Source organism: Streptomyces sp. NPDC051172, from assembly GCF_040682555.1.
In the GTDB taxonomy this organism is placed as follows: Bacteria; Actinomycetota; Actinomycetes; order Streptomycetales; family Streptomycetaceae; genus Streptomyces.
The window spans coordinates 58,717-73,619 of sequence record NZ_JBFBBE010000018.1; the positions used below are offsets into that span (position 1 = coordinate 58,717).

Consider the following 14,903-nt stretch of genomic DNA (forward strand, 5'->3'; position numbering starts at 1 on the left):
CAGCCTGCGCAGGCGACTGTCTGTATCCGGTTCAGGAATCCTTCAGAACCCGCAAAGATCAGCGAATGTGCTGGTCAGGAGGGTGAAGCCGATCACCTGCGCGGGCCCTTGGAGGGATTCAGGCGTCGCTCGGCCGGGGGCCGCCGGGGTCGGACCTGCCACCGCGGTCGCGTAGCCGCCGGGACGCGGGCAGCGACAGCGTCACGCTCAGGCCCCCACCGGGCGAGTCCAGCAGGGCCGCGGTGCCGCCGTTGGCGGTGACCAGCCGGTGGACGATGGCCAGGCCCAGCCCGCTACCGCTCGCCTCGGGGTTGCCGAACCTGCGGAACGCGCTCTCCCTTGCCGCCGGGGTCATCCCGGGGCCGTTGTCCACGACCCGCAGCTGGACCGTCTCGTGGGTCCGCTTACCGGTGATCAGCACCCGGCCGCCCTCCTGGACCGCGTCGAGGGCGTTGGCGATCAGGTTGTCGAGCACCTGCTCGAGGTCGCCCTCGCCGAGGAAGGCGGTCAGCCGGGGGCGGCAGTCGACGGCGAGCCGGACCCGGCCCGCGCCGGCGACGGGCTCCCAGGCGGCGACGCGTTCGGCCACGACGCGGTCCACCCGGACCGGCACCGGTCGCGGCACCGCGTGCTCGGCACGGGCCACCGCCAGCCTGCCGTCCACCAGCCGGGACAGGCGGGCGATCTCGCCCTGCGCGTCGGCCAGTTCGGCCGCGGTGTCCCCTTCGGCGTCGACGGCGAGCAGGTCGAGCCGCAGCCGGAGCGCGGCCAGTGGCGTGCGCAGCTGGTGGGACACATCGGCGACGACGGCACGGTGACCGTGCACCAGAGCCTCGGTGCGGGCGGCCATGGTGTTGAACGTCGCCGCGAGACGGCGCACCTCCTGCGGCCCTGCCTCGGCCGGCGCCCGCTCGTCCAGCGCCCCCTCGCCCAGCCGCTGTGCCGCCCGGTCCAGCACCCGCAGCGGACGGCCGACCCAGCGGGCCAGCAGCACCGACATCAGCACGGCGGCAGCGAGGCCGCCGACGCCGATCAGCGCGAGCCAGCCCCACAGGACCAGGATCCGGTCGTGCAGCGGATCGGCCGACCGGCTCAGGACGGCGACCCCGACCGGGTCCGAGGAGTCGCCGACCGGTACCGCGGTGGTCAGCCACTGCTCGTCCTGGCGCACCCGGGTTTCCGGGTGGGCGAGCACGGAGGAGACCAGCCGCGCGGGGTCGCCCCCGGCCACGTCGGAGCACACGGTCGACAGCACCACGCGGCGCGCGCTGTCGTAGACGGTCGCGCAGTCGCCTCTGCCGTGGGCCTCAGCGACAAGGCTCCGCGCCGCCGCGTCCGGCTTGTGGTCGGACAGGTGCTCCTCGACCGCGGAGGCGATCGACCTCGTCTTCGCGGCCGCATCGTCCCGGAACAAGGTCTGCTCGCGCTGCGTCATGATCAGCCCGAGCGGCACCACCGCCAGCACCAGTACCGCGGTGATCAGGGCGAGAACGCTGAGCGCGATGCGACGGGTCACGGCGCGTCAGCCGACTTCACCGAGGCGGAAGCCGCGCCCGTAGACCGTCTCGACCAGTCCGGGCACGCCCAGTTTGCGGCGCAACGCGGCCATATGGACGTCCAGCACCTTCGTGGGCCCGTACCAGTGGGCGTCCCAGGCTCGTTCCAGGATCTCCTGGCGCGTCACGACCCGGCCCGGATCGGCGACGAGGCACTGGAGGATGTCGAACTCCTTGGGGGTGAGCGCGACGTCCTCTCCGCCGACGGTCACCTTGCGGGTTCGCGGGTCGACCACGAGCGGGCCGTAGGCCAGCAGATCGGGCTCGGCGGGGCGGACGCGACGCAGAACGGCCCTGATCCGCGCCAGCAGCTCCGCCAGCCCGAAGGGCTTGACCAGGTAGTCGTCGGCACCCTCGTCGAGGGCGGCGACCCTGTCACCCTCCTCGCCGCGGGCGGTCACCACGATGATCACCACGTCCGACCTGCGGCGCAGCCTGCGGCAGACCTCGATACCGTCCATGTCGGGCAGGCCGAGGTCGAGCAGGACCACGTCGGGTGCCGGAGCGTGGGTGAGCGCCCCACGCGCGGTGCCGACACTGGCCGCCCGGTACCCGGCTCGGTCGAGGCCGCGCACCAGCGACCCGGCGAGGCCGGGGTCGTCCTCGACGACCAGCACCGCGAGCGCGTCCGGATCCGCCCGGGAGCCGGTTTCCTGTTCCACGGCACCAAGCCTAGGACGATGCGGACCGCTTCCCGGACCGGCCGCAGGACAGCGCACGCGCGGGAGCCGCTGCCGCAGTCACTCGGCTTTGCCACATCTGAAGCTTTCCCGAACGGCTTCCAGACGCGCCGCGACGCACGCTGATGACATGGCGTCCGCGAGCCGGACGATCGCCTTGCGGCACCGCCTTCGCCCGAAGGAGGCCGACCATGCCCGACCCCACGCACGACTCCGACCCGGTGCGCCGGCGCGAACGCGGACTCCGGCGGGTGAACACCACGACCCGCCGGACGGCCACCGCCGCGACAGCCGCAGCCCTGCTGCTCGGCGCCGGCTACGCCCACGTACTGCCGAGCGTCTCCCAACTGGCGTCCGGCGTTGTCGAGCACTCCTCCGGTCGCCACCCTCAGTCCCCGGCCAACGCCCCGGCCCCCACCACGCAGCCGGCGCAGACGACGACCGGAGCGTCCTGACCCCTGCATCTCACCGTCAGTGGTGTGCAACGCGGCCGGCCCCGGACGGCGCGATGAGGTCGCAGGTTCGAATCCTGCCGGGGGCACAGTGTCTGACCAGCGCGTTTACCTCTCCGGGGTAGGCGCGCTGTTCGTCGTAGCCATGGCATTGACCATGAACAGGTTCCAGAACCATGGCGAACACCAGGAGCAAGCGGCGTCAGCGCGGCAGCATCCGCCCCAACGGGGCCGGCTTCCAGGTCCGGGTCCACGCCGGGCGCGACCCGCTCACGAAGACGGACATCTACCTCCACGAGCAGGCCGAGACGGAGGCCGAGGCCGAGAAGGTCCGCACGAGGCTCCTCCACCAGGTCGACGAGAACCGCCACCCCAAGGCGCAGGTGACCATGGCGTTCCTGCTCGAGCGGTGGCTCGGGGTCGCGGAGCTCGACGAGACGTCGTACGAGCGGACTGAGGGCATCATCCGCAACTACACGGGAGCTGGGCGAGGCTGCCAGTGAGATCGGCCCCCGTGAAATGGGCTTCTGCTCGACGGAGGCTGGCGCGAGCGCAAGACGGCAGCTTGACTCGTCGCCGTTGCCGGCAGAACCGAATTCCGCGAACGCCCTGGCGAACTCCTGCTCGCCAGCGTCGCTCTATCGCACGCAGTAAATGTTTGATCAAGGAACACTGAGGTCGTCCGAGGCGGTGTTACCGTCCGGCTGCTCTGCGGTCCCGTACCGCAGCAGCGGGGGTGGAAGGCCGCGTGTGTGGGGAGACGCATGCCGCCCTGGCAATCGCCGTGCGCGCAACCGAGTTCCCGGGCGCTGCCCCCCGGCGAGAGTGCAGGCACTCGACACTGACGTACGGGCATGGCCCGGGAGGAAGACACCTGTGAATCGAACCGCGCACCAGCGCGGCTGGCTCGCGCTTCTGCTGGCCGGCGCGATCGTGGCAGCGCTTCCGGCGGCAGCGGCCGCCGACGAGACCCCGATCGACCCGGCACTGCCGGCGCCTGCGTTGCCGGCCGGAGCGGACTGCGGCAGCGACAGCAACCCGACCTGGCGGACGGTGCCCAGTCCGCCTCCCGCGGGGATGACCGTCTCCATCGGCGTACCGCGGTCCACGGTCAACGGGGTGACGTACCAGGGGGTCGTCCACGCATGGGACGTGGACGGTTCGCAGGCGGCCGACGGGTCCGTCTCCGGGCAGCCCGTGCTCGTCCAGTCCGTGTACGTCCCGCTGCCCCTGACGGACGGGCACACTTACGGTTGGCACGCGTCGACGTACGACGGGACGGCGTACTCGAACCCGACCGAGCCCTGCTACTTCAGGGTGGACGGGAGCGCGCCCCTCGCCCCGGTCGTCACCAACCCGGACTTCCCCCCGGTGGGCAGCCCGGGAACGCCCACAAAGGTTGCCGGGCAGCCCACCACGTTCAGTTTCAGCTCTGCCAGCGATCCCCTGCCCAGCGGGTGCGCCGAAGCGGCGGCCCCGGACTGCCAGGCCAGCGGCTTGGACCACTTCGAGTACGCCCTGGACCAGGGACCGGGCATCGGTGCCGCCCGGGTTCCCGCCGACGCGGAGGGCAACGGCAGTCTGACGACCGCCCTGTCCTGGGGCGTGCACACCCTCTACGTCGTCGGGGTCGACGTGGCCGGGAACCGGTCGCAGGAGCCGACTGCGTACACGTTCACGGTGCCGTCGCAGCTCCCGCCCCCGAGCCGGCCCACCCTCGACCTCACCACACCGGAGACATCCAGCCGGGGGGCCCGACTGACCGTCTCTGGGCAGCTGTCGGCGGCTCCGTACTCATCCGGTGAGGTTGTTCACGTGCTCAAGAGCGACCTGGCCCATCCCACCGGTGTTGCGCTGCCCGACGTGCCGTTGTCCGCCGACGGCACCTTCCGCATCGCCGATGTCCCGCAGGTCGGGGGAGCCAACACATACACCGTGACCTACCCGGGTGACTCCACCCATCAGGCCGTCAACGCGTCCGCGACCGGCCAGGTCTCCCGCAGCGCCGCCGCGGTGTCCATCACCACCAACGCTCCGTCGTACGCCTACGGCGCGACCGCAAAGATCACCGCCCACCTCGGCACGACCTACAACGGCCGCACCCTCGCGATCTACGCCCAGCCCTACGGCGGCAAGAAGGCGCTGATCGAGACCGGCACGGTGGACAGCCACGGCAACCTGGCCACGACCTACGAACCAACCCGCAAGACCACCTTCACCGCGGCGTTCGCCGGTGACTACCGCTACGCCCCGGCCACGGCCGCTACGACCGCGCCGGCCTACGCCAAGGTGTCCGAGTCGCTCAGCGGCTACTACGGGAGCACCCACTACGGCGGCCTCCTCTACCGGGTCTACCACCACACCGCCAAGGCCAAGCTGAACGTCACGGTCACGCCCAACAAGGCCGGCCAGTGCGTGAAATTCCAGATCCAGCGGTACTACAGCGCTGCCTGGCACACACAGAGCACCTCCTCCTGCCGCACGCTCAGCACCACGAGCACCAGCTACGCGACGCTGAGCCTGACCAACACGGTCAACAGCAAGTTCCGTATGCGGGCCGAGTACGTCCACAGCAGCAGGGACACCGGAAACCTCAGCACATGGGGCGCATGGCAGTACTTCACCGTCAGGCAGTGACGCACCAGGCGCCGGGCCCTACCGCTGAGGGGGGTCCGGCGCCCGGGAAAGCTGCGGCGGTTACCCGAGCCATGCCAGGTCGCCCAGGAGCGCTGGCGTCCGGCGCCGTTGATGTCACTTATGGATGTCAGAGCGGCCCAACTGCGCGCGCTCGCCGGCACGATGGTCCCGTGGTTGCCCCGGAGCGAATCGCGGCAGAGATCATGGCGTGCCTGCGAGCAGTCGACGAGAGTGCCACGCTGCGGCACCACTTCCGCCACGCTGACGAAGAAGGCGGCCTCTGGTACATCGAGGCCGTACCCGACCGCGGGGAGTTGATCGTCATCAAGCAGGCCGAGCTGTCCTCGTCCGGCCGGCTCCAGTGGGACAGACCCCACGCGAGGGCGCGATCGGGAGGCTGGGCTCCGCGTTCGGAACGGAGTCGGGGAGTCAGGGGCGCCATGTGGGACGGGCCTTTTTACCGGGTGCGGCGGGACGGGTACGAGATCTGTTTCGTGCCCGATGCGGGCGAGGCACTTGAGGACGTCTGCAACGTCGACATGTGGGTGATCCTCGCGGACGGGCTCCGGTGGTCAGGGACCATCTTCACGCTCGCTGAGGTCCAAAGGCTCATGGACCGGTGGGCGACGACAGGTGAGGAGCTGGGAGGAAGCTTCTTCACCTGCGGGGACGGGCTCATCGTCCGTGACGCCGGTATACCGGCCATGGCGAGAGTAGTGGATCACCTGGTCCAAGCAGGTGAGTACAAGACTGTGTTCCGCTCCGAAGGCCGCGCGGACTCTGGCGCGGACTGATCTCCTGAATGCGAACTACGGGCGGGGCAGTCGCTGAGGTCATCCGGCCTGGTCGCTCGGCCGTCAGCGGTTTGGAACGGCTGCCTGCGGTCGGCACGGTTGCTGTACTTCTCTGCGGTACGGCACTCCCCAGTACAGAGCCTCTGAGAAGATCGCGGGATGCTGCGACTCACCGATTTCATCATCGACTGCCCGGACACGATGAAGCTGGCCGCTTTCTACTCCGAGGTGACGGGCCGTCCGATCAAGGAAGGCAGTTCCGAGGACTGGGCCGGCATCCAGTTCGGCGAGATCGAGCTGGCGTTCATCCGGGTGGACGATTACCGCGCTCCGCAGTGGCCCGACAGCGAGCACCCCAAGCAGTTCCACCTCGACTTCGAAGTGGACGAGATCGAGTTCGAGCAGCGCCGCGTCCTCGACCTCGGCGCGACGCTGAGGCAGGACTTCATCGGTCCTGACGGCTACGGCTGGCAGGTCTACATCGACCCGATCGGCCACCCCTTCTGCCTGTGCCGCAACAAAGGCGTCATCTGGACCGACCAGGGCCCGATCTGGCCCAAGCGCGACTAACTAGCCGCTCAAGTACGCCGTCGACGCCATCCTGGCGGCTGTGGCAGGGCGGGAAGCCGTGCGGGGAGCCGAGGCAACCGTCTTCACGTCCGACACCGACGACATGAACCAACTCCTCGCGGGACACTCGGTGCGAGTCGAGAAGGTCTGACGAAACGCCGCCCGCATCTCACTCCGACGACTCGCCGGCTCCCCCGGCCGACCGTGGGCCGTACGCCGATGAAATCCTCCGTTGGCTGTGGGTCGAGCCGACCGCCGGGACGAAGAAACCCATGCGCTCTCCACCAGCCGTGAGGGCAGGAGAACACCGGCCCGGGACCAGCCGTCACCGGCCTCGCCGTGTCCGGTGGTCAGCCGGCAGGTGCGAGCGGGACTTCGTCGTGCAGATCGCCGGCGTCCGTGCCCGCGAAGAGGGAGACGTGCCCGTCGTTCCAGCGGACGAGGATGTCGGCGGCGGCGGTGTTGGTGGTGAAGACGCCGGCGGCGAGTTCATGCACAGGTTCTTCACAGGTAGGATCACCGCGACGCGCCTAGAACTCCTGTGCTGACCGGAGGTGTTCACGTCCGCCGCCCTGACCAGGCGAGCCGGCCGGGAATCGTGACGGGGGCGGCGACGCGATCCGTCCTTCCGGTGCCTGGACGGCAGGAGAAGGAATCCTGCGGCCCGCCCAGGTCCGCGCGGGGGCGCGCACACATTCAACTGATCCTCACTCGCGGGTGAGGACGTATTCCTTCGGGGGGTTCTGTCATGTCCTACGGTCCTGCCGACAGACCGGTCGGCGGTCCTGCGCTGCGTTCGGTGTCGGGTCTGGCCGCGGCCGTCTCCGTGCTGCTCGGTGTCGCCGCCGCGGTGGACGTCTTCGCCCTCTGGGCCGATGCCGGCCTGTACAGCCACCTGGGCACCGCGCTGGCCGACCGCACCGATCAGCTCGCCCACGACGCTCACGTCCTCGACGTGGCCGGCAAAGCCCAGATCGGCGCCGTCCTGGTCACCGGGGTCGTCTTCATCGCCTGGTTCTACCGGGTACGTGTCAACGCCGAGTACTTCTCTCAGGACATATGCACCATGGCCCGCGGATGGGCCATCGGCTCCTGGCTGGTCCCCGTCGGCAATCTGTGGCTGCCCTACCGCGTCGCAAGCGAGATCTGGCAGGCCAGCGCCCAGACCGCCCCCGACGGCTCATGGCGCACCGTCCCGAAGACCCCGCTCACGGCCTGGTGGACCCTGACCGTCGCCTCCGCCGTCATCGCCCGGGCCGGCTCCAGCCTCAGCAACTCCTCGAACACCCTCGACGGTCTGCGCCACGCGGTCGCCGTCATCGCACTCGGTGACCTCCTCAACGCGGTGGCGGCGATTCTCGCCATCGTCTTCGTCCGCAGACTCACCCGCATGCAACAACCGCACCACACCCCCGCTCCGGCTCCCGCAGCCACGGCCTGACCATCACCGCACCACACGGCACCTCACCCGGCACGCTCCCCCGGGGCACGGACCGACCATGTTCGGACGCCGGACAGAAGGAACGCATGAACACTCACCTCCGCCTCGCCGGAGCGGTCGCCTCCACCCGTTCCATGGGCACGTTGACTCTGCTGGTGGGAATGGTCGGTTCGCTGCCTGTCGCCTTCGGCAATACGGGTGGACTCGGCACTGCGGCCGCCGTCCTGCTCGCGACGGCGCTCTTCGCGGTGCCCTTCCTCTGGTTCGCCGGCCCCCGCCGCGCCTGGTTCCAGGTCCGGCTCGACCAGGTCGCCCCCGCTCCGCAGGGTGCACCGGTGACCGCCCGCGAAGCGACCTTCGAAGCCATTTCCCGGAACATGGCCGTGCCACTGCTGATCGGCTTGGGGATCGGTCTGTTCAGCGCCTACAGGTTCGGAGTCCCGGCCGGGCTCTCACTGGTGGGCACAGGCAGCGGAATGCTCTGTCAGGCACAGTGGCTCGCACGCCAGGAACGCAAGCTCGCCACGTGGCTGGTCACCCCACTGGTGCCGTTCCAGCCCAGGGCCGACGATCCCGCACTGCCGACGTACCGGAAGATGCCCTTCTATTCGGTGTCGGACCAGTAGCAAAGGCCCCTGCCGCTCCACGAACCTCGTCACCGGCCTTTGGCCGCGGGGCGGGACCAGCTCACCCTGGCGTTCTCGGAGGCGCCGGTCAGCGCTGCGATCCTGATTGCGCCGCGGACAACCCCTCCGGTGCCGTGCCCTCGGTGACGCTCAGGTCCTGGGTTCCTATGACGGACCTGTGGGGGCGCGAAGCTGACGGCGGATTGGTCACCGCCGCCACCAACTCGCCGTTCGCACGCTGCCGTACGGTCCGAGCCTTACGGCCGGATCTCCAGCTGAACCGCGTTGCCGGCTTCCCGCAGGCCGGATGTGAGGCATTCCGTGGGCAGTTCCCCGGGCAGCCCGGTGACGGTCCGCTGTGCGGGATGCCCTTGGCCGCGTCCTTCAGTTACCCGGCCCCGCTGGATGACGACGGGGACGCCCGCGACGCGAACGGTGGTGGCGCTGTCGTAGACGATCAGCGACCTGCCGCCGTCGGCGTATCGGACGGTTTCCGTCCCGCCTCCGCCGGACACGGCGACGCAGGAGGCTTCCGGTGCGTCCGAGTCGAAGGAGGCCGTGGCGGAGACGGTACGGCCGGGGGTGAGGGTGCAGGTGTACATGACGTCCGCGTGGACATGGGTCGGCCGCGGCAGAAGGGTGAGCGGTGGGTCGTAACGGCCTTCGCTGCGGCCCGCGCAGCCGACGCTCCCACCCTCGCTCGTCGTGGCCTGCCCAGCCGGTGCCCACACCAACGACGATCCCACCAGCATCAGCGACCCCAGCGTCACCGCGATGCCACGCCTACCGAGCATTTTCCCTCCAACACGTCCTGCACCTCTAACGGCCCTTGGGCTACCCAGAGGGAACGCCCGTCGCGCCGGCGCCTCGAAGCGCACAGCCCGCGCTCTCCGCGCTCGGCGCGCGGTTGCGCGCACCTGTGCTCTCGCGGCTGCCGGTCGGTCGGCTCGGATCGCATGGAAGCTGCAGGGCAGCGGGTAGCAAGCGCCGGACGAGTCCTCGTCGAGCAAGCATGAAACGAGCCGGAGGAGATCTTCAGTGGGCCGAACCACCGCCGCAGTCGCCACAGCCGCCACCGCTGCGAGGGGGCGTATCTTCGCCATGATGGACGCGGACGGGGACGGGGTCATCTCGGCGTACGACTACCTCTCCCGGGTCGACCGAGCCGTCCAGGCCACCGGACGCACGGAGGAGGACCCGCTCGTGGTCGCCGCCCGCGGGCAAGCCCACAAGGCGTGGGGAGCGATGGACGCGAACGGCGACGGGAAGCTGACCTTCGGCGAATACGACGCATGGGTCGGTGCCGACAAGTTCGACAACGTCTGCCGGTTCGCCCTCGGCTCACTGTTCGACCTCGCAGACGCCGACGGGGACGGCACCCTGGACAAGGCCGAATTCACCGTCCTGCGCACTGCGCTGAACAATTCAACCGAAAACGCTGCCGCCGCGTTCGACGCACTGGACACCGACGGCGACGGCCGCGTCGGTCGTGACGCCTACCTGGCAGCGATCCGCGCCTACGTGATCGGCGAAACCTCGCGGATGGGCGAGGCCCTGTACTGAGCGCAGCCCCTGCTGGTCACCGCTTGGCGCCCGATGGTTCAGCGGGCCGGTGGCTGGATGTAGTCCTCCAGTCGGGCGACGGCGAATCCCTGCTTCTGTATGAGGCGGAGCATGCTGGCGAACATCTGCGTCATCGTGCGGCCCTTGAGCTGGGAGGGGCCGCGGAAGTGGGCGAGGATGATGTCGCCGTCGCGCAACTTCTTGTCCGGCGTCTGGTACTGCATGCTGCGGATCTGCATCGATTCCCGCCACCACACGATCGCCCGGGGCCCGCACTGTCCGACCGCGGTCCTGGTGTTGGTGTTGTATGCGCCGTAGGGCGGCCGGAACAGCAGTGGAGCGGTGCCGTACTGCTTGGTGAGGATCTTCTGGTCTCCGCACACCTCTTCCCGTTGACGGGCCAGCGGGACGGAGCTCATGACGGGGTGGTGCAGGGTGTGGTTCTGTATGTGATTGCCCAGCGCCTGCAGTGGTTTGAAGTACGCGTAGTCCGACCTGATGGCGTCGTTCATCAGGAACATCGTGATCGGGACCCTCAGGTCCCGCATCATCTTGATGAACTCGGGATCCTTCTCCTGGCCGTCGTCCACTGTGATGAAGACGACCTTCTGCGAGGTCGGTATGTGGGTGAATACCGGGACGGTTCCGGTGGCCGAGAGCTTCACCGGCTTGTCGGCCGGCGGCTGCGGAGCGGTCCGCAGCGGTGTCAGACCCCACCTGTGCCAGGCCGCGAGTTCGGCGGCGCGAGAAGTGCCGGCCGCGTTGCCTTTTGGTGCGCCTCCCTGCGCCGTGGGGGCGGAGTGGCCAGTTCCGCTTCCACCGCCCGCACCGCAGCCGCTGACGGCGACGGCCACCGCGATCGCCCCGGCCACCGACGTGTACAACCTGCCCCGGCTCGTCCTCTGCACCGTTCCTCGCTTCCGTCTGGAATATGACGATTGGTCTGAATGAAAATAGCTTGGTAATCAAGACCCACGATCACCCTGTTTGATGACGGATGCGGGGGCGGGGTTCCCGTCACCCATGGGACCTGGGCAAGGGGCCACGGGTCACTTCAGGACGTTGACCGCGCGCGCGATGATCAGCGCCAGGGTCAGCAGGGAGATCGTGGACTGGATGGACATCAGCAGCTTCGCCCACCGGGACAGCGGCATGGTGTCGGTGGGGCTGAAGGCGGTGGCGTTGGTGAGAGCGACATAGAGGTAGTCCATGTACTGCGGCTCCCAGTCCTCGGGCGCGATGCCCTCCTGCTGCATCTGCGGGAAGAGGAAGTCCGGGTGCTGGTGTGTGCCGAGGGCGCGGGTCACCGGACCGCCTCGGTCCCACTCCCAGTACCAGAGGCTGAAGGCGATGACGTTGGTCAGCCAGATGCCGCCGCCGGTCATCAGCAGGACCACGGCGTTGGAGCCTTCGGTGCCGTGCAGCAGGTCACGTACCAGGATGACGGCCGACCAGCCGTTGGCGAGGCTGACCGCGGCGGCCAGCAGCAGGCCCAGCGCGCGCAGCAGACGGGAGCTGTGCTCGATCCGCCGGTGCGGATGGGCCACCCACAGCGCCGCCATCATGACCAGCTCCAGTACGGGCAGGAGCCAGTGCGGGTGGATGGTGAGCCGTTCAGGCAGCGCCCACTGCACCCAGACGGCAACCAGCAGCGCCGCCATCACGGCCCAGCGCTGCTCGCCCCGGGTGCGCCGCCGCCAAGCGGGACGCTCGGACCGGGATGCCTGCTCCGCCGGGGCAAGCAGGTCCTCTATCCGGTCCAGGCGGGCACGCAGCAGCTCGGTCCAGTGCTCGGAGCCAGGGGGCTGCGGAGGCGGGGTGTCATGGGTGGTCACGGGCCTATCTTCGTCAGGTGCTTGCCCCATTGCGCAAGTCTGCAATCAATTGCAATCGTTCGTCATGCTGCGGCAGAGCCGAGCCTCGCCAGGACTTCGCCAGTACCCCCGGGAGGATCCGTTCGGCTGGTCCAGCCCTTGCCCGAGGAGGAACTGCTCCATTCGCGGCCGCCGAAATCCACCGAAGTGATGTGCAGCGTGGTGGCATGACAGACCAGCCACAGGGCCAGGGCCCAGCCCGCCCTGGTGTCAGTCGCCTTGTAAGCGACTTCGGTCGGTACGGGGGCGGGCGGGTCGGTGGCGAGGTCGGTGCCGAACTCGCGCCGCACCTCCGCCGTGACGGCCGTACGGCCGGTCCGGGCGGAGCCCGGTGTGCCCACGCTCCGCACCTCGCAGCTGAGTGAGGCCCCCTCGCGGCCGGACAGAGCGGCGGCCAGAGTGGCGGCGTCCTGCTGGTGCCGGGCGTACGCCTCCGGGTAGCCACTGTGCTGGACCTTCTGTGCGGCGACGGTCACCGGCAGCTTCGGATAGTCGGGCACCTTGACGAGCGCGCCGTAGAACATTCCTGCGGAGTGGACGGGGTCGAGTACCTGGGCGGGGGTGCCCCAGCCCTGGGAGGGCCGCTGCTGGAAGAGCCCCATCGAGTCCCGGTCGCCGTAGCCGACGTTCCGGAGCTTGGATTCCTGCATCGCGGTGGCCAGAGCCACGGTGACGGCGCGTTCGGGCAGTCTGCGGGCGTGGGCCACGGCCGCAATGGTCGCGGCGTTGGCGGCCTGGTCCAGGTCGAGCGTGACAGTTGGACCCTCGGTGCTCTGCGCGGTGCACTGCTCCACCAGCATCGAATGGACGTGGCGCGCGACGAGATAGCCGATGAGCGCGAGAACCATCCCGAGCCCCACGACCACCGGCCACACCCGGCGCCGCCGCCTGCTCACCCGCCTGCTCAGTCCCACCATCCCCTTACAGTTGCGCTGTTGCGCAACTGTATATCCTTCCAGTCGGAGCCCGTACGGAGACCACCTCGGGCCGGCCCGTTCACCGTCACCCGGGGGGAGCCGCATGCGCGGTCGACGCGAGCCAGTGGTGCCCCACGGCCGGTTCACCAGCCGTGATGTGGAACTGGTGCTGTTGCTGGGCGCCATACTGATCTGCGGGTACGGCTATGCCGAGACCACACTCGCCACCGGGGGGAGCCTGTCGGCCGCCCTGCCGGGTCGAATCGCGGTCCTGGGGATCCTGCCGCTGCTGTGCCATGTGGCCGTACGCCGCTTCGCCCGCCACGCCGACCCGTTGATCCTGCCGGTGGCCACCCTGCTCACCGGGCTGGGCGTCGTCCTCATCCACCGCCTCGACATCGCCTACAAGGCCCGTTACGGCGCCGCGGCAGCGACGTCGGGACAGCTCATGTGGTGCGCCGTCGCGGCGGTGGGCCTGTCTGCAGTGGTGATCGCGCTGAAGGACCATCGCAGGCTGCAGCGCTACCCCTACCTCACCGTCTCCGTCGGCCTGGTGCTGCTGATGGCACCCGCCTTCTATCCCGGTGACGTCTACGGCGCCAAACGCTGGATCTTCGTCGGACCGCTGTCCTTCCAGCCCGGCGAGTTCGTGAAGATCGTCATCGTGGTGTTCTTCGCCGGCTACCTCACCATGCGCCGCGACGCGCTGGCGCTGGCGGGACGCAGGTTCATGCGGCTCTACCTCCCGCGCGGACGGCAACTCGGCCCCATCGCGGCCATCTGGATCCTCAGCCTGCTCGTCCTGATCTTCGAACGCGACCTGGGCACGTCGCTGATCTTCTTCGGCATCTTCGTGATCATGTTGTACATCGCCACCGAACGCACCAGTTGGGTGGTGTTCGGCGTCGCGATGTTCGCCGTCGGCGCGTTCGTCGTCGGGTCCTTCGAACCGCACGTCCACGGCCGCGTGGTCGCCTGGCTGCATCCGATGGACATCTACCTGCCACCTGCCCAGCGCCCGGCCGGACTCGTCTCCGACCAGGCCGCCCAGGCCCTCTTCAGCTTCGGCTCCGGCGGCATCCTCGGCACCGGGCTGGGCCAGGGCCATCCGGAGCTCATCGGCTTCGCCGGACGCAGCGACTTCATCCTCACCACCGTCGGCGAGGAACTCGGCCTGGTCGGCGTCACGCTCGTCCTGCTCCTCTACGCGGTCCTCGCCGAGCGGGGGCTGCGCACCGCGATCACCGTGACCGACCCCTTCGGCAAGCTGCTCGCCGCCGGCCTGGCGACCTCGCTCGTCCTGCAGGTCTTCGTCGTCACCGGCGGCGTCACCGGCCTCATCCCCCTCACCGGCAAGGCCCTGCCCTTCCTCGCCCAGGGCGGATCCGCCATGGTCGCCAACTGGCTGCTGGTCGCCCTTCTCATCAAGGTCAGCGACACGGCCCGCCGACCCGCACCCGAGCCCGCCACAGACCTCAGTGCCGCCGAGACACAGATCGTGCGACCGTGACTGGGCAACGCAGAAGGGCCGCGAGCATGCGAGCAAGCGGGAAACGACGGCGCGACATATTCGCCTGGGCAGTTCCGCTCGGCGTGGTCGCAGCCGGCGTCACCGTAGTGATCATGATCAGCACCCGGCAGGATTCCGGTGTGGAGGTCACGGGGCGGGTTCGCCTGCCGGCCCCGTCCTCCGCCCCCGCCCCGGGCAGCACGGTCACCCCCACGGGCCGGGGCACCTCCTGGCGCGTGACGGGGTGGAGAGCCGTTCCGCGCGGAACCATGCACGGTCCAGG

Annotated in this window: 16 protein-coding genes; 9 read left to right on the forward strand and 7 right to left on the reverse strand. The window is 69.5% G+C overall.

Features of this window, described 5'->3' with window-relative positions; all coding sequences use genetic code 11:
* Window positions 1-118: 118 nt before the first annotated feature.
* Together AB0N07_RS13850 and AB0N07_RS13855 are read right to left on the reverse strand one after the other, a co-directional pair.
* The gene (locus AB0N07_RS13850) at window positions 119-1,516 is read right to left on the reverse strand and encodes a HAMP domain-containing sensor histidine kinase (protein ID WP_365834520.1); all 1,398 of its coding nucleotides are present in this window, start codon (window positions 1,514-1,516) and stop codon (window positions 119-121) included.
* A 6-nt stretch (window positions 1,517-1,522) separates the two neighbouring features.
* On the reverse strand, window positions 1,523-2,218 hold the full coding sequence (locus AB0N07_RS13855) for a response regulator transcription factor (RefSeq protein WP_365834522.1): 696 nt from the start codon (window positions 2,216-2,218) through the stop codon (window positions 1,523-1,525).
* Window positions 2,219-2,427: 209 nt separating this feature from the next.
* Between AB0N07_RS13855 and AB0N07_RS13860 the strand changes: the two genes are divergently transcribed.
* The 5 genes from AB0N07_RS13860 to AB0N07_RS13880 all read left to right on the forward strand — a co-directional run bounded on the left by AB0N07_RS13860 (window position 2,428) and on the right by AB0N07_RS13880 (window position 6,689).
* Window positions 2,428-2,691: a hypothetical protein gene (locus tag AB0N07_RS13860; RefSeq protein ID WP_365834524.1), complete on the forward strand. Its 264-nt coding sequence runs from the start codon at window positions 2,428-2,430 to the stop codon at window positions 2,689-2,691.
* Between the two features lie 173 nt (window positions 2,692-2,864).
* A complete protein-coding gene (locus AB0N07_RS13865; protein ID WP_365834526.1) occupies window positions 2,865-3,191 on the forward strand; it encodes a hypothetical protein in 327 nt (108 codons plus the stop codon).
* 373 nt (window positions 3,192-3,564) lie between these two features.
* Window positions 3,565-5,325, forward strand: a complete 1,761-nt coding sequence (locus tag AB0N07_RS13870; protein ID WP_365834528.1) for a hypothetical protein — start codon at window positions 3,565-3,567, stop codon at window positions 5,323-5,325.
* 170 nt (window positions 5,326-5,495) lie between these two features.
* The gene (locus AB0N07_RS13875; RefSeq protein WP_365834530.1) at window positions 5,496-6,119 is read left to right on the forward strand and encodes a hypothetical protein; all 624 of its coding nucleotides are present in this window, start codon (window positions 5,496-5,498) and stop codon (window positions 6,117-6,119) included.
* 159 nt (window positions 6,120-6,278) lie between these two features.
* Window positions 6,279-6,689 carry a VOC family protein gene (locus tag AB0N07_RS13880; protein ID WP_365834532.1) on the forward strand — a complete coding sequence of 137 codons (411 nt, stop codon included), beginning with the start codon at window positions 6,279-6,281 and terminating at the stop codon, window positions 6,687-6,689.
* A gap of 350 nt (window positions 6,690-7,039) precedes the next feature.
* Here AB0N07_RS13880 and AB0N07_RS13885 read toward each other — a convergent pair whose 3' ends face one another.
* Window positions 7,040-7,186, reverse strand: coding sequence for a hypothetical protein (locus tag AB0N07_RS13885; protein WP_365834534.1), 147 nt, complete (start codon window positions 7,184-7,186; stop codon window positions 7,040-7,042).
* Between the two features lie 251 nt (window positions 7,187-7,437).
* On the opposite strand from AB0N07_RS13885, the gene AB0N07_RS13890 reads away from it, so the two are divergent.
* On the forward strand, window positions 7,438-8,130 hold the full coding sequence (locus AB0N07_RS13890) for a DUF4328 domain-containing protein (protein WP_365834536.1): 693 nt from the start codon (window positions 7,438-7,440) through the stop codon (window positions 8,128-8,130).
* A gap of 86 nt (window positions 8,131-8,216) precedes the next feature.
* Window positions 8,217-8,756: a hypothetical protein gene (locus AB0N07_RS13895; RefSeq protein ID WP_365834538.1), complete on the forward strand. Its 540-nt coding sequence runs from the start codon at window positions 8,217-8,219 to the stop codon at window positions 8,754-8,756.
* Between the two features lie 257 nt (window positions 8,757-9,013).
* Here AB0N07_RS13895 and AB0N07_RS13900 read toward each other — a convergent pair whose 3' ends face one another.
* The gene (locus AB0N07_RS13900) at window positions 9,014-9,550 is read right to left on the reverse strand and encodes a hypothetical protein (RefSeq protein ID WP_365834540.1); all 537 of its coding nucleotides are present in this window, start codon (window positions 9,548-9,550) and stop codon (window positions 9,014-9,016) included.
* 244 nt (window positions 9,551-9,794) lie between these two features.
* Here AB0N07_RS13900 and AB0N07_RS13905 point away from each other — a divergent pair, with 244 nt between their 5' ends.
* Window positions 9,795-10,319, forward strand: a complete 525-nt coding sequence (locus AB0N07_RS13905) for an EF-hand domain-containing protein (protein WP_365834542.1) — start codon at window positions 9,795-9,797, stop codon at window positions 10,317-10,319.
* Between the two features lie 38 nt (window positions 10,320-10,357).
* Here the strand turns inward: AB0N07_RS13905 and AB0N07_RS13910 are convergent, their stop codons facing one another.
* The 3 genes from AB0N07_RS13910 to AB0N07_RS13920 all read right to left on the reverse strand — a co-directional run bounded on the left by AB0N07_RS13910 (window position 10,358) and on the right by AB0N07_RS13920 (window position 13,110).
* Entirely contained in the window at window positions 10,358-11,227 is an 870-nt protein-coding gene (locus AB0N07_RS13910; protein WP_365834544.1) for a polysaccharide deacetylase family protein, read from the reverse strand.
* Between the two features lie 141 nt (window positions 11,228-11,368).
* Window positions 11,369-12,154, reverse strand: coding sequence for a hypothetical protein (locus AB0N07_RS13915; protein ID WP_365834546.1), 786 nt, complete (start codon window positions 12,152-12,154; stop codon window positions 11,369-11,371).
* A 62-nt stretch (window positions 12,155-12,216) separates the two neighbouring features.
* Window positions 12,217-13,110: a hypothetical protein gene (locus AB0N07_RS13920; RefSeq protein ID WP_365834548.1), complete on the reverse strand. Its 894-nt coding sequence runs from the start codon at window positions 13,108-13,110 to the stop codon at window positions 12,217-12,219.
* A gap of 103 nt (window positions 13,111-13,213) precedes the next feature.
* On the opposite strand from AB0N07_RS13920, the gene AB0N07_RS13925 reads away from it, so the two are divergent.
* A complete protein-coding gene (locus AB0N07_RS13925) occupies window positions 13,214-14,620 on the forward strand; it encodes an FtsW/RodA/SpoVE family cell cycle protein (protein ID WP_365834550.1) in 1,407 nt (468 codons plus the stop codon).
* Window positions 14,621-14,903: the final 283 nt, after the last annotated feature.